We start from the raw sequence: 25,008 nt of genomic DNA on the forward strand, positions 1-25,008 counted from the left end.
GTTTCAAAACAAGTACGAACTATAAAATTAGAAATTATAACGATATGCCTTTTATGAAAAAGATAATTTTTACAGAAAAAGCACCGGCACCCATCGGTCCTTACAACCAAGCAGTTCTTAAGGGAGACACCCTTTATACCTCTGGACAAATTGCGATCAATCCTACAACAGGAGAATTAGTTACTACTACTATTGAAATCGAGACAGAACAAGTAATGCAAAATATGAAAGCAGTTTTAGAAGCTGCCGGAATGACATTTGAGAACGTGGTCAAAACAACCATCTTTATAATGGATATGAATGATTTTGCAAAAATAAATACAGTCTATGGCTCTTATTTTGATGAAAAAACAGCTCCAGCACGCGAAACAGTTCAAGTGGCCTGTCTGCCAAAAAATGTGAATGTAGAAATTTCAATGATTGCGATTCTTTAATCAATTAAATAGCCTAGTAGTATTTTCAGCTTTGAGATAACTATGCTACATTGAAATAAAAAAATCACTACTATTTTACTTGAATCGAGTAAACTAGTAGTGATTTTGAGTTTAAAGCAACTTTTAAAAAATTACTTGTTCTTAATATGATAAGCAATCAATCCATCGATTGGTCTTCTTAGGACATTGCCTAATTGCAATTCGTATTTATCAAATGTTTCTTGTAGTTCTTCTTTCAAGTAAAAGGCAATAGAACCAACAAAATGCACCGGAACCTCTTTGCAATTATCATATTGTTTAATATAATTTTTGACAAAAGATTTCATGCCTTTGAAGATAATTTTTCTACAAAACTCTGTTTCTTTATGTTGAATTAAAAACTTGGCAAAAGTCGCCAAGTAAGCATTTGGATTCGGCTCTTTGTACAATTTGCTTTTTATAGCGTCTGGATCTAAATCGTATTCTTTTTCAAATTCGACTGCCAGTTCTTTTGGCATTTTATTGAAATAATATTTTCTAATTAATTCTTTACCAAAAACGTTTCCACTGCAATCATCCATGGCAATATAACCCAAGGATTGTACTTTTTGATGCAATTCTTTCCCATCAAAATAGCTACAGTTAGATCCTGTTCCTAAAATGGAAACAATCGCTTTTTCGCCTTTTGGGGTAGTTGCATAAACAGCAGCATACGTATCTTCCTTAACATCGATAATGGCATTAGAAAAATAAGTTTGAAAAACCTGAGAAAGAGTAATTTTCATTTTTTCAGTACCACAACCTGCTCCATAAAAGAACAGATGGCTTGCGTTTTTCTTATTCTGCAAAATATCAAAACGATCATTTAGACGGTCTATGATCTCATTTGCTTCAAGCACTTCAGGATTCAAGCCTAAAGTTTGTGTAGTAAACAATATTTTACCCTCATCATCTATTGCAATCCAATCGGCTTTTGTAGAACCACTATCAACTATTAATCTCATTTTTTTTTGGTTTTTTGGTTTTGGAGCTATCTAATTTAAAAAATGAGTTTAACTGAAAACGCTTCTTCAAAAAAGTAACAAAAAATAAAATCCCGTCAAACTTAATTTAACGGGATTTGTAAATATAAAGAATTATTTTAAACCTGCAATGTGCACAGATAAATCAATCAATTTGCTAGAATAACCATATTCGTTATCATACCAAGATATGATTTTGAAGAAAGTAGAGTTCAACCCAATTCCGGCATGTACATCTACAATTGAAGTTCTAGGATCCGATACAAAATCTTGAGAAACTACTAAATCTTCAGTATAGCCTAGAATCCCTTTCATTGTAGTTTCAGAAGCAGTTTTTAATACCGCCATGATTTCTTCGTAAGATGTCTCTTTAGCCACTTTTACAGTTAAATCTACTGCAGAAACATCTGTTGTAGGAACGCGGAAAGCCATACCCGTTAGTTTTCCATTTAATTCAGGAATCACTTTTCCTACTGCTTTTGCCGCACCAGTTGAAGAAGGAATAATGTTTACTGAAGCAGCACGTCCACCTCTCCAGTCTTTTTTTGAAGGACCGTCCGTTGTCATTTGAGTAGAGGTAGTAGCGTGAACGGTAGTCATCAACGCTTCCACAATTCCAAAATTATCATTAATAACTTTAGCCAAAGGAGCTAAACAGTTAGTAGTACAAGAAGCATTAGAAACGATTACGTCAGAAGCTTTAGCAGTTTCATGGTTTACACCCATTACAAACATAGGAGCATCAGCTGAAGGTGCAGAAATAATTACTTTTTTAGCACCACCTTTGATGTGCTCATTTGCTGTTTCAATTGTGGTAAAAAAACCAGTACATTCAGCAACTACATCAACATCAACTTCATTCCATTTCAAATCGGCAGGATTTCTTTCAGCAGTAATGCGGATATTTTTTCCGTTTACGTATAATTTTCCTTCTTTAACTTCAACGGTTCCATTAAAACGACCGTGTACTGAATCATATTTTAATAAGTAAGCTAAATGATCAACATCTAATAAATCATTAATTGCAACTACCTCTACATTATCTCTATTGTAAGACTCTCTGAATACAATTCTTCCAATTCTTCCAAATCCGTTTATTCCTAATTTTACTTTTGACATTTTACTTTAATTTTTTTGTTTATTTCTATTAACTCAACCTAAAGTCTAATTTCCTCACAATAAACTTTAACCACTTATGTAGACATAATGTCTGAAACTCTCAATAATTCTCTATCAATCATTGTTTTTCCTTTAATTGCTTGTTCTAAAGGGGTCAATGAAACTTTATCATTTTGCAAGCCAACCATATAATTAGATTTCCCCTCTAACAAGGATTCTACCGCTTTCACTCCTAATCTACTCGCTAGAACTCTGTCGAAACAAGAAGGTGATCCGCCACGTTGCATGTGTCCTAATACAGAAACTCTAACATCATATTCGGGTAAGTTGGCTTCTACGTAATCTTTTAATTCAAATACATTTTTACCAATTTTATCTCCTTCGGCGATAACAACTATACTGGACGATTTTCCTGATGCCTTACTTTTTTGTAAAGATTCTAATAATCGGTCTAAACCTAAGTCTTCTTCGGGTATAAGAATTTCTTCGGCACCAGCACCAATTCCTGCATTCAAAGCAATATGACCCGCATCTCTACCCATAACCTCAACAAAGAAAAGGCGATTATGAGAACTTGCAGTGTCTCTAATTTTATCAATTACATCCACAACGGTATTCAAAGCAGTATCATATCCTAAGGTGTGACTTGTTCCAAAAATATCATTGTCAATTGTACCTGGAATCCCCATTACTGGAAAATTAAATTCGGTATTGAATAGCAAACCTCCGGTAAAAGTTCCGTCACCACCAATTACCACTAAAGCATCAATTCCTGATTTAAGTAGATTTTCGTGTGCTTTTTTTCTGCCTTCTGGAGTTTTAAATTCTAAAGATCGAGCTGATTTTAAAATCGTCCCCCCTTTATTTACAATGTTATTTACACTTCGAGGTCCCATTTCCTTGAAGTCACCTTCAATCATTCCTTGATACCCTCTATAAATTCCGATACATTCTATATGATGATAAGCACAAGTTCGAACAACTGACCGAATAGCTGCATTCATACCTGGTGAGTCACCTCCCGAAGTTAGAACGCCAACTTTTTTTATTGTTTTTGGCATTATTTAAAGTATTAAAGTGTAAAATTAGCAAACATTACCCACTTTCAAGGCCGCGTTTTTAATAAATTAGGAAACTATTCTAAATTCAAACGTTTTCGTTAATAAGTTTTTGTATTTCCTAAATAAATTGAATTTTATTTAACAAAAATGAAAAATAGCCAACTTTTATTTAACAATTAACAATTCGCCTGTTTTTTAATTAAAAAAAAGTCAGTCCCCCACATTATTTATGATTCAGAATTTAGGAATAATTTCATGTTTCAATGCCAAAAAAAATTTAAATAGTGTAAGAAGTACTTTTCGATAATAGCACTATACTATGCGTTATTGAGCATTCTAAAATTGGGAGAAAAAGACAATCATCACAATTAATTTTAAAAAAATTTCCTTAAGAGCTGGTATTATTTAGCATATTGAATACACTGGCGGAACAAAAATTAACAGCAAAAAAAACGCTACTTTATAGGTAGCGTTTGGATAAAAATAGATAGGCTATATTTTTATAATAAGGTAGTTGGACACACATAATCTGTCTTTGGGAGATTAGTATTTTTGATTGCTTCAAACCCGCCAACAACATCAACAAAATTATCCCAACCCCGCTGTTTTAAAATAGATGCAGCAATCATACTGCGATACCCTCCTGCACAATGCAAAATAAATTTCTTGTCTTTTGGAAATTCAGCAAGATGACTGTTTATTTCGTTTAGCGGAACATTAGTTGCCCCTATTAAATGTTCTGATAAAAATTCACTTTTTTTCCTTACATCAAAAATCGGAGTTTCCGCAAAATTGATACTTTTTTCGAGTTCTTCAGTAGTAATTCGATCAATAGTATCGGTTTCAAAACCTTTGTTCTTCCACGAAGCAAATCCCCCTTCCAAGTAACCAATGGTATGGTCATACCCTATACGAGATAATCGTACCATACTTTCCTCTTCGTTTCCCAAAGTGGTAACCAATAAAATTTCTTGTTTTATATCAGAAATCATTTCGCCAACCCACATTGCAAAATTTCCATCTAAACCAATATTAATACTGTTTGGAATAAAACCTTTCGCAAATTCCTCGGCAGTTCTTGTATCTAGAATTAATGCTCTTGTTTCATTTGCAGCAGCCTCAAATTCAATTGGATTTAACGGTGTTTTTGCTTTCTTCATCACAGCGTCTAAACTTTCATATCCTTTAATATTCATTAAAACATTGGCAGGAAAATAGGCAGGAGGAGCAGTTAAACCCGTCAAAACAGCCGTAACAAATTCATCTTCGCTCATTTTTGGATTCAAAGCATAATTGGTTTTCTTTTGGTTTCCTAAAGTATCGGTGGTTTCCTTGCTCATCATTTTACCACATGCTGAACCCGCACCATGATTTGGATATACAATTAAGTCATCTGACAAAGGCATTATTTTTTCTCTCAACGAATGGAACAGATGACGCGCTAATTTATCTTGCGTTAACTCTGCAATAACATGTTGCGCTAAATCCGGTCGCCCAACATCCCCAATGAACAAAGTATCTCCAGTGATAATGCCATGTTCTCTTCCATTTTCGTCAATGAGCAAGTAGGTCGTGCTTTCCATGGTATGTCCCGGGGTATGAATAACTTTAACTTTATAATTTCCGACTTCAAACACCTGTCCATCAGTAGCTGAAATAATTTCATAGGCAGGCTTGGCTGTTGGACCGTAAACAATTTTAGCATTCGTTTTACTAGCTAAATCCAAATGTCCAGAGACGAAATCAGCATGGAAATGAGTTAAAAAAACGTATTTTATTTTAGCATTATCCTTAAACGCTCTGTCAATGTAAGGTTGAACCTCGCGTAAGGGATCAAAAATTGCTGCCTCACCATTGTTTTCAATATAATAAGCTGCATGAGCAATACATCCTGTGTAAATTTGTTCTATTTTCATAATAAAGAGTTTTTAAATAAATACTATTTTTTCGAATTTTAACAAAGCAAAATTAGGTGCAACCTATTCCAACTTGTGTGATAATTATCATGGAAAAATAACTATTTTATGAGTAAATACAGTATGTGACAAATGTCACATAGAAAAATTAATGAGGATGAAACATAAAAAAACCATCCTGTTAGAATGGTTTTTATACGTGTTGAAAAAGTTTAATAAAGCAGACTTTTGGCTAGTAGACCATAATCAAATATTTAAAATCGGACAATAGCATATTAAATATTAAGCAGTTCCTTTGAGAATTTTATTCCAATACAACCACGGCAGAATTTTGGTTTTCAGGATCCACATCGTCCATCTTGGTTTGGCCTGATCGAAAGGAAATGTCATCTGGGGTTTGTTAGAATAATCAAATTCTGCTAACATTAACTTTCCGTATTGGGTAGGAATAGGACAAGCACTATAGCCATCATAATGAGCCGTTGGAATCTTTTTATCCATTACTTCTAATAAATTTGTAACGACAACGGGCGCTTGTTTACGGATTGCCGCTCCAGTTTTACTGCAGGGTGCATTGGTACAATCACCTAGGGCAAAAACATTTGAAAACCGAATATGTTGCATCGTGTTTTTATCAATCTCAACATACCCTAGAGGATTTGATGCATCACGTAAGGGGCTATTTTTGATAAAATCCGGTGCTGATTGCGGGGGTACCACGTGACACAAATCAAAGTTTAACGTAACAGTAGTACTCGTATTCACATTAGCGTCGGTTGTTTCATTGATGCTATAACAAGCAGCATCTGATTTTGATAGTGATTGTTTAATAGCAATTGGTGTGGCCGTAGTTTCAAATTCAATTGTTTTGCTCTGCCCTTTAATAGCAACTGTATTGGCGTTATAATGTACTTTGATATTACCCTTTTCCAAAACTTTTTCTAATGTAGCTTTGTATTCAGGAACTCCAAAAATAGCATTTGATCCCGAAATATAATGAACATCGCATTGCTCTAAAATACCTTTTTTACGCCAATAATCTACCGCCAAATACATGATTTTATGTGGAGCGCCACCACATTTTATAGGTGTTGATGGATTCGTAAAAACGGCCATACCCCCTTTAAAATTTTTTATCATTTCCCAAGTGTATGGAGCCGAATTAAAATCGTAATTACTGCTTACATTATTCTTCCCTAGCGTTTCTTTCAATCCTTTTATTTTATACCAATCCAACTGAATTCCTGGACAAACAATCAGATACTCATAGGTAATTTCTTTTCCAGAGTTGCAAATAACTTTATTTCCTGTGGGATCAAATGTAGCAACTGCCTCTTTGATCCAAGTCGTGTTTTTAGGAATAACCTCTTTTTCATTGCGAACTGTTTTTTTAATATCAAAAATACCGGCTCCTACTAAAGTCCACGCCGGCTGATAATAATGTTTTTCCGAAGGATCAACAATTCCAATAGTTAAATTACTTCTTTTGTGCAGTAATTGAGAGGCAACGGATATTCCCGCATTTCCCCCACCAATTATGAGTATTTGAAAATGATTAGACATAAGTTCTTAGTTTTTAGAATTTTATAATTACCAATATTAATTTTTTTAAAACTAACCCCTTGTGACTTTTATCACAAACCAGATTTATTCCAAACCGTACTTTACGCATTAAAAACTAGCAGTAAACCTACCCAAAATGCGAGCACATAAATTTAACGTTGCTAATGAGACAACTATCACCATCGTTTTTTTATATGGCTTCTTCTATAAATTCAAATAATTGTAAAGTCCCAAATAATCTAGTGGAATTATCAATTGACAAAAGCAACAGTTTAAAAAAGAGTAGTTTGATTTTCGCCGTACTGACAATTAAAGATCTACCTACAACCTAAAGGTCTGGAAGTCCAAACCAAATAGTTTAAATAGTAAAAAATACCAACCACTAATGGCCTCAAATCCTCACTAAAAGGTAATAATAGTGGGTCAAAGCCAGGTATAGGAAAATTAATTTGTTGTATGCGCACTTTTCCACTCCATTTGGTATCCCTACTAATTCTTTTATAGGATATTAAAAGTAGTTATGAATGAAAGGACATTGTTTTAAATCGAGCCAGAAGCTACTTTTGAAGCTTAATTTTCTTCAGGAATTAAGCCTTCTTGATTTTTTTTAATTTTTGTAGTAGAGGTTTTCTTAGATTTTGTAAAATTAATGTAGTCTGGAGATAAGTTGGAATCTTGATCTTCGGACGCAGGAGTTGTTACTTTATCAAATTTTAGATTCTTAAAAATCTTATTTACAAATTCTTTGAAAGTATCAAAATCTACCTCATAAGAAACCCCTAAACCTTGCGTATATCCAATCCCTTGACCAACATAATTAATATCATTTTCTTTATTAAAAAGTCTTAGATTTAGCGTTCCGTCTTCATTAACTCGAAATAGAACTTCCACATCACCTACAATTGCAGACTCATTTATTCCTCCAAAAGGAACTCCCAGTTTACCATTAATAGTCACTCTATCATTAATTTTAGAAGAAATTGTGGCAACGAACCTTCCATCAGTTTCTTTTCCAATTCTTCGATCTGCACCAATAAAATTTAACCCAACCTTAAACTTTTCGTCATCGGATTGTATGATTCCGCCTAAAATACTTGAGGCAGTCTCAAATAAACTACCAGAAAAATCAGATTGGTTAACTCCTTCGGGGCTTAAGAAACCACCCGAAGATAGCAAATACAAAGCTTGTGTTTGTCTAACATCTTTATCGTTTAGTTTGTATTGAATCTCTGATTTTAATACATTACTCACTGTTGGAAATTCGATGTTAAAATCGGGCTCCGGACTGGTTAAATCTCCACGAACTCCTATGACAACTTCCACTGGAACTTTGGTATTGAAGGATGCATTATCTAATAAAACTGCTGGATTTGCTGATGTTTTATAAATGGCCTCTAGGTTTAACTGCGCTTTCATGGGATTACCTTCCCAAGTGATTGACCCTCCCTTTTTTACTTCGAATTTCTTATCAATAAGTCCTCCGTATTTAAAGTTATAGGTTCCCTCATAAGCCTGAAAATCTCCCCACATGTTGAATTTTCCTAATGTATTGATTTTAAATAATAACGACCCAAATCCTTTCCCTTTCATTCCGTGACCGGTATTGCGATCCAGAATCACTTCTACTTCTGCATCTGGGGTAATATCAAAATCAAATTCAAGTTCGAGTCCGTTGTAGTTCCTGGTGTTATCAACAATGCCATTCTGTAAATTGTATTTTTCTTTAGCTGTTACAAAATGGATAAAGATATTATCACTTACACTCTCCGCATTGTTAATGGGAATTTTTATAGCTGTGCCTTTCTCTGATTTAGCCTCTACTTTTATAAATAAAGAATTCGTAGGTCCTTTAATCGTAGCAGTACCATCTATAAAGGCGGTTCCATAATAGGCTGCATCTTCACTATCTTTTGTGTCTAAGGCTAATAATCGTTTGGAATTAATTGTTAAATCTAATTTCCAATCTGTAAAATTATTGTGCTCAATATTTCCATTTAAGCTACCTTTAGTTCCATATTTAGTATCGGTCAAGGTATTATTTCTAAATAAGAATCGCTCATCTGTTAAGTCTATAATTGTATTATCACCTAATCCATAATCTACATTCAAATAGGGAATGGTTATACCTGCATTATCTAAGAAAAGGCGACCATTGATGTTCGGTTTTTTGAGATTGCCTTCTATGGTAGAATTACCTGAAATGGAACCTCTAATATTAGACAATACTTCTCCACCGAGCGAGTTTAATGTGGCAATATTAAATTTTTCGAATTTTAATTTTAAATCAAGGATTGTCTCTTTATTTACGATTTCAAAACTCCCATTGGCATTAAATGCTTCAATATTTTCATTTTCTAAATTGGAATTGATAGTAAACTTTTTCAGATTTTCATCTCCTTCTATATCAAAATTTAAAGTTCCTAAAGGGGTTTTATTTACATCTAAATTATCAATCACTATCGAAGCCGTAGGTTGATAAACATCGTTATTCTGTTTGAAATCAACTTCTCCATTAATATTTCCCTGCAAAACAAACTTATTATTCGTAGGCGTAATCTGGTTTAAATTGACATCTTTAAAACTCAATTTCAAGTCCTTTATGGTTGTATCCTTAAAAACCCCCGCTAATGAAATCGACTGATCTTCATGGGATAGAATTATATTATCGATATTAAAATTTTTAAATGACTTATCAAAAACAATTTGATTATCTGGAGTTTCATTCTCATTTAAAAACCACAAATAGTCCTTGAATTTAATTTCTGATTTGCTAATGCCCACAACATTGTTATTATCCTTATTTATCGTATGGTATAAATTCAGATTGTAATAGTCTTCTGCATTTGGACCGCCTTTAAATTCGGAACGAAAGAATAATGTATCCTTCATCGTAACATTTATCAAACTAAAATCTCGTATTTTATAATATTTTGTTTTGATGCTATCGAGCTCAATAAACGAATTATAAAGAGGATTTTTGTTGTCAACTGAAACTTTAATATTGTCAAATGTCGTATTTGATGCTTTAATTTGGGGCGAATCAAAGTTGAGTTTAAATTCCTGATTATCTGAGTTGATATTTCCTTTAACAATGGTGTTAGCTCCTATTGAAATTTCAGGATAAAATATTTCGATTATTTTATTATAGATGGAAAAATTAAATTTAAGGAACTGTCCTTTTTTAACCTTGCTTGGCTTAAAATTAGTATAAAGACTTCCTAAAGAATTTTTTACTAAATTTTCCAGTTGATTGAATTCATATTTACCCACAATTTCTCCTTGCACAATATCTGGAGAATTGACAGTTATCGTTCGTATTCTATTTTGATCAAAAACAGAATTTATCGCAAAATCATCAAAATTATAGGTGTCCTTCGCATTTTGATAAGAGGTTTTGTTGATATAAACATTTCCTTGAAAATTCTCGATGTTATTTCCTGAAGCCTGAACCACAACATCACCTCTAAATACGGAAACCGAGTCTTTTATTAATTTTAGTTTGTTCAAATCTGCATTTTCAACAATAATATGAAAATCATAGCGACTGTCTTTTTTGCTTAAATCCAATAAACCATCAAATGTCATAGTTAAATTGGGATCATTAATCTCTATTTGACCTTTATAATTTGGACTTTCTAGTGTTCCATTCACCACGATATTAGTATAATTATAAGTATTGTACTCAATTTGACTAATATCCCCTTTGATAGCAGTTTTTAAATATTTTTGTTTAAAACCCTTTCCGTCTACATCAATATTTAAGCTTACCCGACCAACTTCTTTTTGATCCAATAAAGTTCCAATGTCAAAATTTTCTAAAATTACATTTCCTAAATAAGAAGCTTTATCAATTACGTTGATATTTTGAATGGCTAATTTTGAAGTTACTTTCCCTAATGCAGTGCTCATAGAAAAATCTGCTTCGACTGCGGTAGTGGAAACATTGGAAGATCCTGAAGCGGAAAATCTTCCTAGTTTTTTTAAGGAAGTCGGTAATTTATTACCCAAAATATTAGGCAGAATTACAATCAAATCCTCGTAACTAGAAGTTAATTTATCAAATTTGGCATACATGAAGAATTTTTGCCCCTTTTTAGCAAAAAGATTTTTAAAATTAATATCTCCAATTATTTGGGTCTTTCGATCATCTACTAATTCCAGATCTTTAAATTTCAAATCGTTAAGTGTCCCTTTAATACTTGCTTTAACGTAAAAATGTTGGTTTATACCAATTTCTTTATAAAAATAACGAATATCGTTCGAAGCTATAGAAGCCGAATTCAATTTGATATCAAAAAGAACTTTATCTGTAAAATTAGAAAAATCTTCTATTTTATAATTCAATAAAACCGTTCCTACTAAGGTGGATTCTTTCGTTAATAAGTCTAACTTTTCGAGCTTTATATTTTTTTTCGAATAAGTGAATTTTGATTTTAAATTTTTAACATACAAACCTCTAAAATCTAGAAATGACATCTTGTTTATATCGGTTGTAACATCAGGACCAAATATTTTAAAATCCGTTACAGAAGCATTCAGCTTTGTAAAATCTAACTCTTTTGGAATCTCCCGATTTTCATCAGTCAGCATAAAATGTCCAGAAAAGATTTGAAGTTTGTTCGCTTTAAGCAAAAATTTTCTGCTGGACGGTTTTCCAGTTTCGAATGCTTTAATGAATTTATCAAGGTTTGATTTTTTTTCGTTTTTATACGTTTTTAAGTTAAAAATTAACCCATGTAAATCCAATCCGTCAAAAATTAAATCACCATCCAATAATTTTTTTCCTTCCAAAATAGTAGTTTGTATTCTTTCAGAATAAATTAAAGTGTCTTTACGATGATCGCGAATCAATACTTTTTTGAATTTTATTCCTCCAAAAACAGAAATTGCAACCCCATCAATAGCAATATTTGTCCCAAAATCTTTATTAATACTGTTCGTAAAATAATGTGCAATTCTAGTTTGAACAGCTGGCAAAGTGAGTGCGATAGCAAGAACTAGCAAAAGTAGGATTAGCCCAAGCAGGGAACGAAGTACTATTTTTATAACTTTTTTGATACCTATTTACTATTTAAATTTTTCACTACTGTATTTTGCCTTTAGAAACGGGGCCCTTTGATAAAAATTCTTTAATTTTGTACTTTAAAAAAATATTTTTTCTATCATTGACCCGTCAAATGTAATTCAAAATTTGTGCCTTTTTATGCAAAATTCCGAGGTTTTTATTCTTGCCATCGAAAGTTCCTGTGATGATACTGCCGCTGCCGTTTTACACAACGACAAAGTACTGTCAAATGTTGTGGCTAATCAACTCATCCATACTCAATATGGCGGCGTAGTTCCTGAATTAGCCTCCCGTGCACATCAACAAAATATTGTTCCCGTAGTTGCTGCAGCACTCCGCAAAGCAAATATACAAAAAGAACAGTTATCAGCAATTGCTTTCACGCAAGGTCCTGGGCTAATGGGATCACTTTTAGTTGGCAGTTCTTTTGCCAAATCAATGGCGTTAGCACTGCAAATTCCGTTGATTGCAGTTAACCACATGCAAGCCCATGTTTTAGCTCATTTCATAGAGGAAGAAGGCTATCAAAAACCTGACTTTCCCTTTCTAGCCTTGACCATTAGCGGCGGACATACTCAAATTATTAAAGTAGATCACTTTTTTGACATGACTGTTATAGGCGAAACAACTGATGACGCCGTAGGTGAAGCGTTTGATAAAAGTGCCAAAATTTTAGGTCTGCCCTATCCCGGAGGTCCTTTAATTGATAAATACGCACAAGAAGGAAATCCAAAAGCTTTCGTGTTTACAAAACCTAAAGTTTCTGGATTAGACTTTAGTTTTTCCGGTTTAAAGACCGCTATTTTATATTTTATACAGAAGAAAAAAGCAGAAAATCCAAATTTCATTGTAGAAAACCGAGATGATATTTGCGCCTCTATTCAACATACGATTATTGAAATTTTGATGGACAAATTAAAGTTGGCCGTGAAAGAAACAGGAATAACTCAAATCGCTATTGGCGGGGGAGTTTCTGCCAACTCAGGAATCCGAAAAACTTTAAAAGAGGCCGAGAACAAATACGGCTGGAAAACCTTTGTTCCTAAATTTGAATACACCACTGACAATGCTGCAATGATTGGAATTGTAGGTTATCAAAAATTTTTAACTCAAACATTTGAAACTTCAGCTGTGGTTTCTAAAGCAAGAATACAACTATAATTATGCAATTATTTTACAGTCCTACTATTACTGAAGCTACTGAAATTTTTTCTTTTGATAAAGAAGAAAGCAAACACATCATCAAAGTACTGCGCAAAAAAGATACTGACATACTGCATGTTACCAATGGTTTAGGTTTTTTATTTACAACTGAAATCACCTTAGCCTCAGACAGTAAATGCACGGTTAAAATTATTTCATTTGAAAAAGCACCTCCATCAAAATTTAGATTGCATTTAGCGGTTGCTCCCACTAAAATGAATGATCGATTTGAATGGTTTTTAGAAAAAGCCACTGAAATTGGTATACATGAAATTACCCCTATCATTTGTGATCATTCCGAACGAAAAGTTATCAATATTGAAAGATTTGATAAAATCCTTTTGGCAGCAATGAAGCAATCCAATGAAGTGTACCTTCCAAAATTAAATAATGCCGTGACTTTCAAGGAATTTATTAATCTTAAACAAGAAGGTTTAAAAATGATTGCTCACTGCGAGGAAACAGATAAAAGAACTCTAAAATCAGTTTTAAAACCCAATCAAGAGCTAACTATGCTAATAGGTCCTGAAGGCGATTTTTCAGAAAAAGAAATCGCAATGGCGCTTAATAATGACTTTATTCCTGTTTCATTAGGCAATACAAGATTACGAACAGAAACGGCGGCCATCGTTGCCTGTCATAGCGTAGTCTTTATCAACGAAGAATAACGGATATACTACATGAAAAAAATATTTTATCTTTTGGTACTCTTGTCCATACCCGCTTTTTCACAAGAAATTGCTTTAGTGAAATACAGTGGTGGTGGTGATTGGTACGCCAACCCATCATCACTCCCCAACTTGATAAAATATTGTAATACCAATATTAACACCCGCATAAAATTAAAGCCGGCCACTGTCGAACCTAGCAGCCCTGATTTATTTTCGTATCCTTATGTTCACATGACGGGTCATGGAAATGTTGTTTTTAGCGATGCAGATACAAGTAACCTAAAAAATTATTTGCTAGCGGGTGGATTTCTACATATTGATGATAATTACGGAATGGATCAATATATTAAAAAAGAGATAAAAAAAATATTCCCAAACAACAACTTAGTAGAAATTCCTGCTAATCATGTAATTTTTCAGAAACCCTATTCATTTCCAAATGGATTGCCAAAAATACATGAGCACGATGGCAAACGACCACAGGCTTTTGGTATTTTTATCAAAGAAAAACTCGTTTTACTTTACACTTATGAATGTGACTTAGGAGATGGCTGGGAAGATCCTGAAGTAAATAATGATCCAAAAGATATTCGTGAAAAAGCTTTAAAAATGGGTGCCAATATTATTAATTATCTCTTTACTAATTAGCCGTTTTTTTTATTCGCTACCCTATTCTTCATTTCGATTGCAGCGCTTGCTTTTCTGCTTTTAAAAGTAAAACTCCCCTCCCATTTAGATTAACTTTTAAGGCTTTTATTTTAACATTAATTTAAGAATAAAATATCTTTTGCTGTACTTAAAATCAAAGAATTAGTAGACAAATCAAGTACCAAAATCCCATCATATGCAAGCCCTACGACTAAACTTGTCTAACAAAATGCTGAATTAACTAAACATTCCTGTTTTTATCTGTTGTGAAAATTAGTATTTTTTAAAATAATTTCACAAAAAAAAGTATAATTACTTCCATAAAAAACTAAAAAACAGAAGTTTGTTTACATTAAAATGAAAATGAACTATCAGAAAATACTTTGAAACAAAAATATTAAATATTACGGAAACCCGTAAAATGAAAGGATTAGAAATTATTTTTAAAATAAAACAACCATTAATTTTTTTTGTGAAATAATTGTTATAGAATTGTGAAATAATTAACCAAATCTATTAATTTATAACAAATTTAGTATGAAAAAAATTCTTTTATCTGCAGCAGCATTAGTAATGCTTTTCTCTTGTCAAAACGACACTACAGAAACAGCTCCAGAAACCAGCGCTGTAGCAAAACGTGGTTGTGCATCACAAGAAGTTCTTGCAGCACAAATGAAAGCAGATCCAACCTTAGCTTTAAGAATGAGCAAAATCGAAGCTTTTACTGAAAAAGCAATGCTATCTGGACGTTTAGTAAACGGTAATGTAGAAATTCCAGTTGTAGTAAACGTGTTGTACAGAACAGCCGCAGAAAATATATCTTTAGCTCAAATTCAATCTCAAATAGACGTTTTAAACGAAGATTTTAATGCTACAAATTCTGATTTTAGCGCTACTCCAGCCTTATTCTCTGGTGTTGCTGCCAATGTTGGAATTACATTTGTACTACAAAACGTCGTAAGAAAATCAACAAGAACAACTTCTTTCTCAACAAATGATGCGATGAAAAGCGCTAGCAAAGGAATTGCACCTACTACACCTACTACAGTATTAAACATGTGGTCTTGTAATTTGGGAGGTGGTATTCTTGGTTATGCTCAATTTCCTGGAGGATCATCTGCAACAGATGGAGTAGTTATGGATAATAATGCATTTGGCCGTACTGGTACAGTTTCTGGGGTTTATAACTTAGGAAGAACAGCTACGCACGAGGTGGGTCACTGGATGAATTTACGTCACATTTGGGGTGATGCAAACTGCGGAAGCGATTTAGTTTCTGACACTCCAACACACGATACCGCTAACTATGGTGTTCCGGCTTACCCTCACTACAGTACTTGTACAGGTACTCCAGTAGAGATGACAATGAACTATATGGATTACACTGACGATAGAGGGATGTATATGTTTACTAACGGTCAAAAATCAAGGATGGCTGCAATTTTTGTTTCAGGTGGCGCAAGAGCTGGTTTCGGAATATAATTTTCTTTCATACATTACAAAAAGAGGTGGCAGCAATAGTCACCTCTTTTTATTGATAAATAATTTCCTTTCGTTTTTACCTAATTATAAAGCATCTCAAATTATGTAAATCTTAATTCAGTAGCCGTTCAGCAGTTATTTATTTGCTGAGCTGTTGTATTTACAATTAGCATCCCAAAGTTACAATTGTAACAAATTTTCTAAATTTACTTTTAAATAATTAACCAAATCTATTAATTTATATCAAATTTATTATGAAAAAAATTCTCTTATCTGCTGTAGCATTATTGATGCTTTTCTCTTGTCAAAATGACACAACAGAAATTGCTCCATCAGCAGATGCTATTGCAAAACGTGGTTGCGCATCTCAAGAAGTCCTAGCAGCACAAATGAAGGCGGATCCATCTTTAGCGTTAAGAATGAATGAAATTGAAGCATTCACACAAAAAGCAATGTTGACAGGTCGTTTAGTAAATGGAAAAATTCAAATTCCAGTTGTAGTGAATGTTCTTTACAGAACTACTGCTGAAAATATTTCCTTAGCACAAATTCAATCCCAGATTGATGTTTTAAATCAAGATTTTAACGCAGCAAATTCGGATTTTAATCAAGTTCCTTCTTTATTTTCAGGTGTAAAAGCGAACGTAGGAATCTCTTTTGTACTAGAAGCTGTTTATAGAAAAGCTACTACAAAAACTTCTTGGGGCACTAACGACGCTATGAAAATTGCTTCTCAAGGCGGAATTGCTCCAACTACTCCAACTACTAGGATGAACCTTTGGGCTTGTACTATTGGTGGTGGAATCTTAGGTTATGCTCAATTTCCTGGTGGATCATCTTCTACTGATGGTGTTGTAATTGATTCAAAATATTTAGGAAATACTGGCACAGCCGTTTACCCTTTCAACTTAGGAAGAACAGCAACTCATGAGGTTGGACACTGGATGAACTTACGTCATATTTGGGGTGATGCAACTTGTGGTAGTGATTTAGTTTCTGATACACCTACTCACAACGCAGCAAACTCTGGAGTTCCAGCTTATCCAAGCTACAGTACTTGTTCTGGTAATCCAGTAGAAATGACAATGAACTACATGGATTATACTGACGATAGAGGAATGTATATGTTCTCTAATGGACAAAAATCAAGAATGGCTGCCGTTTTTGTTTCTGGTGGATCAAGAGCAAGTTTCAGATTGTAGTTTTTTAGTTTTTTAAGAATTCAAAACTCGCTACTTGTTAGCGAGTTTTTTTTTATATTTACCAACTAAAAATAAAAGATGATTACATCAAAAACGATTTCTAACGGTATTTTGAGAGCGCTATTGACTTTAGCTTTCTGCGGTTTAATTTTATTATTTTTTTACCAAATTCAATCGGTCTTAATATATCTGGTAATATCGTTTATAATGACGTTGATTGGAAATCCCATTTTAGACTTTTTTAAAAGACGGCTAAAATTCAACCATATCTTTGCTACAATACTAGTTTTGTTCATTTTTATATTAATTATCTTCGGGTTTATAATGATGTTTGTTCCGCTCGTTTTATCGCAGGGACAAAATCTTTCTTTACTAAATACGGTAGAAATTGAAAAAGATATTGTCCAACTGATGGAGCAAATAAGTGTTTTCCTAGACAGCCATCAAATTGATTCTGCACAACTTTTGAAGGAGGCTAATGTAACCTCAAAAGTTAACTTTAACTTTATCCCTAATTTTTTAAACACGATCTTAAACACCATTAGTAGCTTGGGCGTAGCTTTAGGATCGATTCTATTCATAACCTTCTTCTTTTTAAAAGACCGGTTGATGTTTATTGTTGGTGCCAAAAAATTAATTCCAAATAGCCATGAGGATCAAATCTTACATTCTTTAGATAAAATAAATCACTTGTTGTCGCGTTATTTTATTGGCTTATTGCTTCAATTGTTCATCGTATTTATTTTATATATGATTGTCCTGTTTATTTTTGGAGTACCTAATGCGGTTGTTATTGCTTTTCTATGTGCTGTATTGAACATCATCCCCTATATCGGACCATTAATCGCTTCATTGTTAGCAGCAATCTTGACGATGCTAAGTAATTTGGGAAGTGATTTTCAATCTGAAATTTTACCAACAACAATATACGTTTTAATCGGTTTTTGGATTGTTCAAATAATTGACAACAACTTTTCTCAGCCCATCATTTTTTCTAAAAGTGTAAGCTCACACCCTTTGGAAATTTTCCTAGTAATTCTTATTGCAGGTTTCCTTTTTGGAATTCTTGGAATGGTGGTAGCAGTTCCTCTTTATACAATAATCAAGGTCATTGGTAAAGAATTCTTCCCTGAAAACAAAATAATCATGTTGTTGACTAAAGATATTTAATTGTGGACACAGCGCTATTAAATCCAGCAATACAAGCTTTTATAGATGACACTATTGGTGTAAACATATCAAAGTTAGCACTTCAAAAAAATCCATTTCCAGAGTCCAATTGGATTGCTGTTTTGAGCCAAATAGAAGCAAAGACAAAAGCAAAAAACAAACTACCGACTTGGTTTGCAACCAAAAATATAATTTATCCAAGTAAAATTTCGATAGAACAAACATCATCTGAAACAACCGCTTCCTATAAAGCCTCAATTGTATCAGGAAAATCTCTAATTGATTTAACTGGAGGTTTTGGAGTAGACGATTATTATTTTGCGAAAAAGATAGAAAAAGTATCCCATTGCGAAATTAATCCAGTATTATCAACTATCGTTCAACATAATTTTAAACAATTAAATATTCCCAACATCACTTGCCATTCCGCAGATAGTATGGACACTTTAAAAGCTTTAAAAACTACCTGGGATTGGATTTATATTGATCCGTCTAGGAGAAATGATTCAAAAGGAAAAGTATTCATGCTCAAAGATTGTTTGCCCAATGTTCCAGAAAATCTAGCTTTTTATTTTACAAATTCGAATGCGATTTTAATAAAAACAGCACCTCTTCTTGATATTTCAGCTGGATTATCTGAATTGCAACATGTAAAAACAATTCATATTGTTGCCATTGAAAATGAGGTAAAAGAATTATTATGGGAATTACACAAAGGATATTCTAACAATATTAGTATTAAAACCATAAATATTTTAAAGGATAAAACAGAAAAATTTGATTTTATTTTGAACGAAGAATCCAAATTCATAAACTTTAGTTTGCCTCAAAAGTATCTATACGAACCCAATAGCGCTATCATGAAATCAGGTGGATTTGATGAAGTTAGCTTGTTTTACAACGTAAACAAATTACACAAACATTCGCATTTATATACTTCAAACAACTTAGTATCCTTTCCAGGGCGTGTTTTCGTAATTGAGAAAACAGTGCCGTACAACAAAACGGAAATGAAAAATTATTTAGAAAAGAGTCAAGCGAATATCACAATCCGTAATTTCCCGGATAGCGTAGAAAGTATTCGGAAAAAATGGAAAATCAAAGATGGAGGAAAGAATTACTGTTTTTTCACAACTGATTCGAATAACCATAAAATAGTTTTAATTTGCACCAAAATAATATAAAATGAAACACTTGCTCCTTCTAGCCTTATTTCTTTTCAGCTGCAGTCTATTTGCCCAAAAACCTTGTGATTACAGCGCTAATGTCATTGATTCCATTGGAACATACAAATCAACCAAGGAATACATGATTAGCGAGAAAAAATTTGCTGGAAATTCTAGTTATATTTTTTGTTCGCTTGCGTTAACAGATGGCATGCCAACATTGAGCATACAACTGCTACAAAAAAGCAAAGATTTTATGAAAGCAAATTGCTTTGATAAAAATTCTAAATTATTTTTACAATTAAATAATGGAAAAATAATTACATTAATGCATGTGGATCAAGAAAATTGCGGAACGCTATTGCGCGATGATAAAGGTTTTGATAACAGAATTAATTCTGGCGTTTTCATGTTTATGAAAGGAAGCTTTGAAGAATTAAAAAAAGCTCCCGTTACCATGATGCGTATTAAATATTTGACCGACACAGAAGACTACATCTTCAAAAAAGAGTTTATATCAGAATTGACAAATGAAGTGTACAATCCGGAAACCTACTTCATTAATTACCTACAATGTATAGAATAAGATTCTATTTGCAATCCCATTTAGCATTAGATACTTTATCATTCAAACCTGACTTCAAATTGTAATGCCACCATTCGGAATCAAAAGAATTGAATCCACTATTCGTCATAAGGGTTTTTAATAGTATTCTATTTTGTTTTACTACTTCTGAAACTTTCGGATAGTTATGACTGGCTTCGATTCCAAAAAAATCGAATGTGGTACCCATATCGAGCTCAGTTCCGCTACTATCTACCAAAGTAATATCTACCGCTCCTCCTCTATTATGAATAGAACCCTTTGCAGGATTTGCCACATATTTTGGATTCGAAACTATAGTCCACATTTTCTTTTGAATATCCAAAGGGCGGTAACAATCAAAAATTTTGATTTTATATCCTTTTTCTATGAATTTTTTATTGGCTTCAATAAGTGCCTTTACCGTTTTTAACCTTAAAAAACATTCCGCACAATCGTACACTTTTGTCTTTAGAAAATTATCTTCTGTTGCGTACTTCATGTCATAAACAAAATCACTAGTGTACTCTTTCAAATTTACAAATGTGGTGTCATTAGTTGCTGAACTATTTAATTCTAGTTTATCAGATAAAATGGCTTGAGACTTACAAGAAGTGAAACAAAAGAAAATACAAAAAGGCAGGAGAAGTTTGAAGTAAGAAAGCATACGGTCTATTTTTTATAAAAATACCATAAATAAAGGAGTTTAAGGAACTATAAAAACAAAAAAACCGATACTAGTAAAAGTATCGGTTTAAAGTGAACCTTATGGTACAAAATTCGAACCTTTTATTAGAAGATTTAAAGCTTTTAGCCGAATCTTTTGAAGGTTAAAGGTACTAAAAAAAATTAGTTATAGTTTTTATATAACCTAAAACGACAAGAAATTTCAGGGCAAGACACGATCCGTCAAGGAAAAAAATTTGAAAATTGAACAATAATTGCTACATAGAGAAAAAGCTTCACAATACTTGGTCATTGCTAACTTTATAACTTCAAAAAGAAATAAAAAACACTTAACAAGACTGTGGAACGAAAATCTTTGATGTAAGCTTGATTTGAAAAACATTTAATAACTATGTAATTAGAAGTATTAAATCACAAAAAAACTTATTACAATTTTAGCATTGCATAAACTACATTTGTATTTCATTTAATATTTGCCCTTATGACAAAAAAAGGAGGTGATTTAGAGATCTTAGCTCTTGAATTTCTTGAAATGATTTTTAAGGAACTAAAGTTTGCTGTTGTCCGCAAAAGAATTCAATTATCAGGTTCACAAGATGGATACGACAACTTAGTTGAGATCGTTGATCAGAAATATTTCAGCAGGTCAATTTATAGTGAGTGCAAAGACTATACATCAGAGTTGAATTACACCGATGCTATGATTAAACTGCCTCAAATTGCCTCAACCCATCAAAAGGTAGATTTGGTACTTTTTATATCACCAAAAAGAAATTTCAGCAATATTTTTGAAGAAACGAGAAACAGACCTTTTTTAGAAAGTCTTGACAATACCCATTTTAAGATAGCGTTTTTAAGCCCGGAAACTGACGTTGAAAAGTATTTTTCCCTCTATCCTGAAATCTACCAAAAAGCATATCAAAGTGAAGCACCTGTTTTAACTGAAAATGAAAGAGAAGAAATCCTAAATCAATTTGACAAGTTTATTTTCTCAAACAAGAATTTGCAAAAAATAGTTATCGATGACTCTGATAAAGAAAAGTACATAGACAATATTGAGGCCAATCAATTTCACATCAAAAGAAGTATAAGAAACAGCCAAAAAAGGGAATATGAAAATTACCATCCGATTTCAAATCAAAAAACATTACTCTCAGAGATATATCAAAATAAATCAGGGCTTATCCTACTAGGAAATCCAGGTTTTGGAAAAACCTCAGAACTGAAACAAGTGGCTATTGAGTTATGGAACACCAGAGATGCATTAAATATTATACCTATTTTTAAGTCCTTAAAGAATTTCACTTCAATGTCCAGAATTGAAGATTTTCTGCCTGAAAACTTTATATTAATTCCAAGGCAAGTCATCATTTTTGACGGTATTGACGAAATTGAAAATATTATAGATTTCAGCAATAAACTCAGAAACTTTATTACTGATCATACAACCTTATTTGATGATGCAACAATCAGACTAATCATTAGCTGCCGAACTAATATTTACAAAAAATACATAAAAAACATAAGTAATCTTGGGGTTTACTTCCTAAATGAAGTAAATGTCTCCGATGGTTTAAACTTTCTTGAAAACAAATACAACCTCAATGTAGAGGATGACAGCACCTTTGATGTTTATAAAAACAAAGAAAATTTAGAAAACCCGTTTTACCTTGACCTTATCGGGAATTATTATAAAAACCACAATGTAATTTTGACCAATAAAGCTTTATTAATTCAAGGATTTATTGATTCAAGACTCAATAACGACAAAGAGAATAAATTTAGAAACGATGCAGCTTTTGACAAGGACAGAATTATCAGCTATACTAAAAAGATTGCTTTTTCATTAGAGGCCATGCAAAAACCATTTTTAACGGCTCCTGAAATCAAAAAGGTAGCGCAAGTGGATGAAGCAAGCCTTGCTAAAAACCCGTTCTTAGAGGAAAATATAGCCGATAACTGGAGCTTTGTCCTTAAAAATATCCAGGAGTATTTTGTTGCCACAATTTTATCTGAATTAAGTTTTGAAGAGATAATAAAATTAATACAAATTGATAATGACACGAACAAAATCCATCCTACCTGGCATAATGTAATTACCTTTTTACTGAATCTTATCGAAGATGAAGCCTCATACAATTCTTTAGTAGACTGGCTGGTGGGAAATGATTTTGAATTACTGTTCAATGCTGATTCCGATAGAATAACTGATGTAATAAAGTCTAAAGTTTTGAAGAAGCTCTTTACTAAGAACTGCATAGAGGATAACCTTTGGATCAATGACTCAAAGAACATAGCCTCCTTCAGCGAGTGCGATTCTAATATAAAGTACCTGATTTCTAAAGTAAGGGATGTTCACATTCACAGAAGAGCCAGAATGTCTGCTATAAAAGTCCTGTCCGATATGAACATTCCGGCATTATTCTCAGAGCCCATAAAAGCATTAACCATTGACATTATTAATGAGACTAATATTGCAGATGAGCATTATGCCTATCTTGTCCAAGATGCCATAATGCTTACTAAAAGTGCCGGGGTAAATGAAGATGTATTTTTTTTCAATCAAATCATTGAGCTGCTTAAAAAAAGGGATGAAAGAGAAATAACTAGAGCCCTTATAAATTGTGTTCCCAATAAATCAATTATTGATAACATAGATTATTTTTTGGAAATATTAGATAAATCCATTGGAAATAAGAAATGGAATTCAATTCCAAAATATACTTCTCTGACATCAACTAAAGATAATATTTTCAGTTTATTTACAAAGATTAGTGACGGAACCGTTTTACTTAAAATTTATGAATTTTCAATTGAAAGGCAAAAAAACTATCAATTTAGGGAAAGTTTAATAAAAGAGTTTTTAGCGTATATAAAAGAGTTTTTTGCCTCTAAAAAGGAATTCTTCCCTAATTTAATTGTAATAATTTCAAATGCTGTTTTAAAAGATAAAGCGAATTATTACAATGACGAACTATTATTGGAAGTTATTAGGTCTTGTGGTATTGAAAAGCAGTTGTTTGATATTATAATTGAATCGAGCAGCGGAAACCCTGACTGCAGACATTTTTTAGCTGACATTATCGATGCCGGCGATTTTGAGAAAATTCTTAAAAAATACAATGACGGAATTCTAAATCAAGAATTCCTACATCAATTTAGAAATGTGCTAAGTCACAGAGATTTTAATTTAAGTAAAGAATTTGAGAATTACATAGAATCTCAGACCCATTACAACTTTAAAGACAAATTAAGTGACGATGAGATTAAAGATAGAAATGAATTTTACAGTACCAAAGAGCAAAAGAATTTTGATGTTTTATTTGACAAAAACGAAATAACAATTCAAATTTTAAAGCTATATCAGTATCTGTGTAAAGAAGATTTATGCCTTGAAGACATTGATAAATTTTACCACAGGTACTACAATGATTTTGAACTGCAAAGAAATGTTACAGAGAATGCAAAACAGCTTTTGTATGAAATTCTAAGAAATAATTATATGGAAAGTGAAAAACTTAATAAAGCCGATGTGTATAATGAAGTATTGAATTCAAACCTTGATATTGTATACGATATTTTAAACAGTCTGCCTAAAAGCGAAAAAAGCAACAAAATTGTAATCTCCGAGAGCCAAAAACAATTTATCAATAAGTGGTGTGATGACAATACTTCTATAGCTAAAGAATATTATTTAAATCACCTTTCGATAGAGAATAATGAGCATAATAATCATTATAATGACAAGTATTATTTGTTTGAAGCTCTCTATAAATTTCAAAAAATTTTTCATTTTAATCTGGATCAGGAATTGCTTTTAAATATGCTCTGGTTAAATTCACTTGAGGAAGGTATTAAAACAGACTACTTAGACGGTATTGTTCCTATTGAAAAGGTGAATGACCGCATTATACACAATCTCTTACATGCTATACTTTCTCCTTAAGTACATGACAAAAAACTAAATAAGCTGTAATTTAGATTGTTAAATCCAGTCAAAAGAAATTTTGACAAGAAGTCTAATCCATATTTAAATA

17 protein-coding genes are annotated in these 25,008 nt (G+C 32.6%); 10 read left to right on the forward strand and 7 right to left on the reverse strand.

The window, feature by feature from the left end; translation table 11 throughout:
* Nucleotides 1-53 precede the first annotated feature (53 nt).
* On the forward strand, nucleotides 54-434 hold the full coding sequence (locus tag IWX83_RS10565) for a RidA family protein (RefSeq protein ID WP_073353100.1): 381 nt from the start codon (nucleotides 54-56) through the stop codon (nucleotides 432-434).
* A gap of 131 nt (nucleotides 435-565) precedes the next feature.
* Here the strand turns inward: IWX83_RS10565 and IWX83_RS10570 are convergent, their stop codons facing one another.
* The 6 genes from IWX83_RS10570 to IWX83_RS10595 form a co-directional block, all read right to left on the reverse strand.
* Complete coding sequence (locus tag IWX83_RS10570) at nucleotides 566-1,417, reverse strand: N-acetylglucosamine kinase (protein ID WP_073353101.1); 852 nt, start codon at nucleotides 1,415-1,417, stop codon at nucleotides 566-568.
* A 132-nt stretch (nucleotides 1,418-1,549) separates the two neighbouring features.
* On the reverse strand, nucleotides 1,550-2,554 hold the full coding sequence (gene gap, locus IWX83_RS10575; protein ID WP_073353102.1) for a type I glyceraldehyde-3-phosphate dehydrogenase: 1,005 nt from the start codon (nucleotides 2,552-2,554) through the stop codon (nucleotides 1,550-1,552).
* A 74-nt stretch (nucleotides 2,555-2,628) separates the two neighbouring features.
* On the reverse strand, nucleotides 2,629-3,615 hold the full coding sequence (gene pfkA, locus IWX83_RS10580; RefSeq protein ID WP_073353103.1) for a 6-phosphofructokinase: 987 nt from the start codon (nucleotides 3,613-3,615) through the stop codon (nucleotides 2,629-2,631).
* Between the two features lie 500 nt (nucleotides 3,616-4,115).
* A complete protein-coding gene (locus IWX83_RS10585) occupies nucleotides 4,116-5,531 on the reverse strand; it encodes a rhodanese-like domain-containing protein (RefSeq protein WP_196829575.1) in 1,416 nt (471 codons plus the stop codon).
* A gap of 282 nt (nucleotides 5,532-5,813) precedes the next feature.
* Nucleotides 5,814-7,094: an FAD/NAD(P)-binding oxidoreductase gene (locus IWX83_RS10590; protein WP_196829577.1), complete on the reverse strand. Its 1,281-nt coding sequence runs from the start codon at nucleotides 7,092-7,094 to the stop codon at nucleotides 5,814-5,816.
* A gap of 570 nt (nucleotides 7,095-7,664) precedes the next feature.
* The gene (locus IWX83_RS10595; RefSeq protein WP_196829579.1) at nucleotides 7,665-12,098 is read right to left on the reverse strand and encodes a translocation/assembly module TamB domain-containing protein; all 4,434 of its coding nucleotides are present in this window, start codon (nucleotides 12,096-12,098) and stop codon (nucleotides 7,665-7,667) included.
* Nucleotides 12,099-12,297: 199 nt separating this feature from the next.
* On the opposite strand from IWX83_RS10595, the gene tsaD reads away from it, so the two are divergent.
* The 8 genes from tsaD (at nucleotide 12,298) to IWX83_RS10635 (ending at nucleotide 20,287) form a co-directional block, all read left to right on the forward strand.
* Complete coding sequence (tsaD, locus tag IWX83_RS10600; RefSeq protein ID WP_073353107.1) at nucleotides 12,298-13,320, forward strand: tRNA (adenosine(37)-N6)-threonylcarbamoyltransferase complex transferase subunit TsaD; 1,023 nt, start codon at nucleotides 12,298-12,300, stop codon at nucleotides 13,318-13,320.
* Between the two features lie 2 nt (nucleotides 13,321-13,322).
* The gene (locus tag IWX83_RS10605) at nucleotides 13,323-14,030 is read left to right on the forward strand and encodes a 16S rRNA (uracil(1498)-N(3))-methyltransferase (protein WP_196829581.1); all 708 of its coding nucleotides are present in this window, start codon (nucleotides 13,323-13,325) and stop codon (nucleotides 14,028-14,030) included.
* A gap of 12 nt (nucleotides 14,031-14,042) precedes the next feature.
* On the forward strand, nucleotides 14,043-14,681 hold the full coding sequence (locus IWX83_RS10610; RefSeq protein WP_196829583.1) for a DUF4159 domain-containing protein: 639 nt from the start codon (nucleotides 14,043-14,045) through the stop codon (nucleotides 14,679-14,681).
* A gap of 537 nt (nucleotides 14,682-15,218) precedes the next feature.
* The gene (locus IWX83_RS10615) at nucleotides 15,219-16,163 is read left to right on the forward strand and encodes a zinc metalloprotease (RefSeq protein ID WP_196829585.1); all 945 of its coding nucleotides are present in this window, start codon (nucleotides 15,219-15,221) and stop codon (nucleotides 16,161-16,163) included.
* Between the two features lie 254 nt (nucleotides 16,164-16,417).
* On the forward strand, nucleotides 16,418-17,365 hold the full coding sequence (locus tag IWX83_RS10620) for a zinc metalloprotease (protein ID WP_073353111.1): 948 nt from the start codon (nucleotides 16,418-16,420) through the stop codon (nucleotides 17,363-17,365).
* A gap of 78 nt (nucleotides 17,366-17,443) precedes the next feature.
* Nucleotides 17,444-18,535, forward strand: a complete 1,092-nt coding sequence (locus IWX83_RS10625) for an AI-2E family transporter (RefSeq protein WP_196829587.1) — start codon at nucleotides 17,444-17,446, stop codon at nucleotides 18,533-18,535.
* Nucleotides 18,536-18,537: 2 nt separating this feature from the next.
* Nucleotides 18,538-19,719 carry a class I SAM-dependent methyltransferase gene (locus tag IWX83_RS10630; RefSeq protein WP_196829589.1) on the forward strand — a complete coding sequence of 394 codons (1,182 nt, stop codon included), beginning with the start codon at nucleotides 18,538-18,540 and terminating at the stop codon, nucleotides 19,717-19,719.
* Nucleotide 19,720: 1 nt separating this feature from the next.
* Nucleotides 19,721-20,287 carry a hypothetical protein gene (locus IWX83_RS10635; protein ID WP_073353114.1) on the forward strand — a complete coding sequence of 189 codons (567 nt, stop codon included), beginning with the start codon at nucleotides 19,721-19,723 and terminating at the stop codon, nucleotides 20,285-20,287.
* Between the two features lie 4 nt (nucleotides 20,288-20,291).
* On the opposite strand, the gene IWX83_RS10640 is transcribed toward IWX83_RS10635, so the two are convergent.
* Nucleotides 20,292-20,951 carry a M15 family metallopeptidase gene (locus IWX83_RS10640; RefSeq protein ID WP_196829591.1) on the reverse strand — a complete coding sequence of 220 codons (660 nt, stop codon included), beginning with the start codon at nucleotides 20,949-20,951 and terminating at the stop codon, nucleotides 20,292-20,294.
* Between the two features lie 501 nt (nucleotides 20,952-21,452).
* Between IWX83_RS10640 and IWX83_RS10645 the strand changes: the two genes are divergently transcribed.
* A complete protein-coding gene (locus IWX83_RS10645) occupies nucleotides 21,453-24,917 on the forward strand; it encodes an NACHT domain-containing NTPase (protein WP_231379938.1) in 3,465 nt (1,154 codons plus the stop codon).
* Nucleotides 24,918-25,008: the final 91 nt, after the last annotated feature.

It is taken from the genome of Flavobacterium sp. CG_9.1 (assembly GCF_015751645.1).
Lineage (GTDB): Bacteria > Bacteroidota > Bacteroidia > Flavobacteriales > Flavobacteriaceae > Flavobacterium > Flavobacterium xanthum.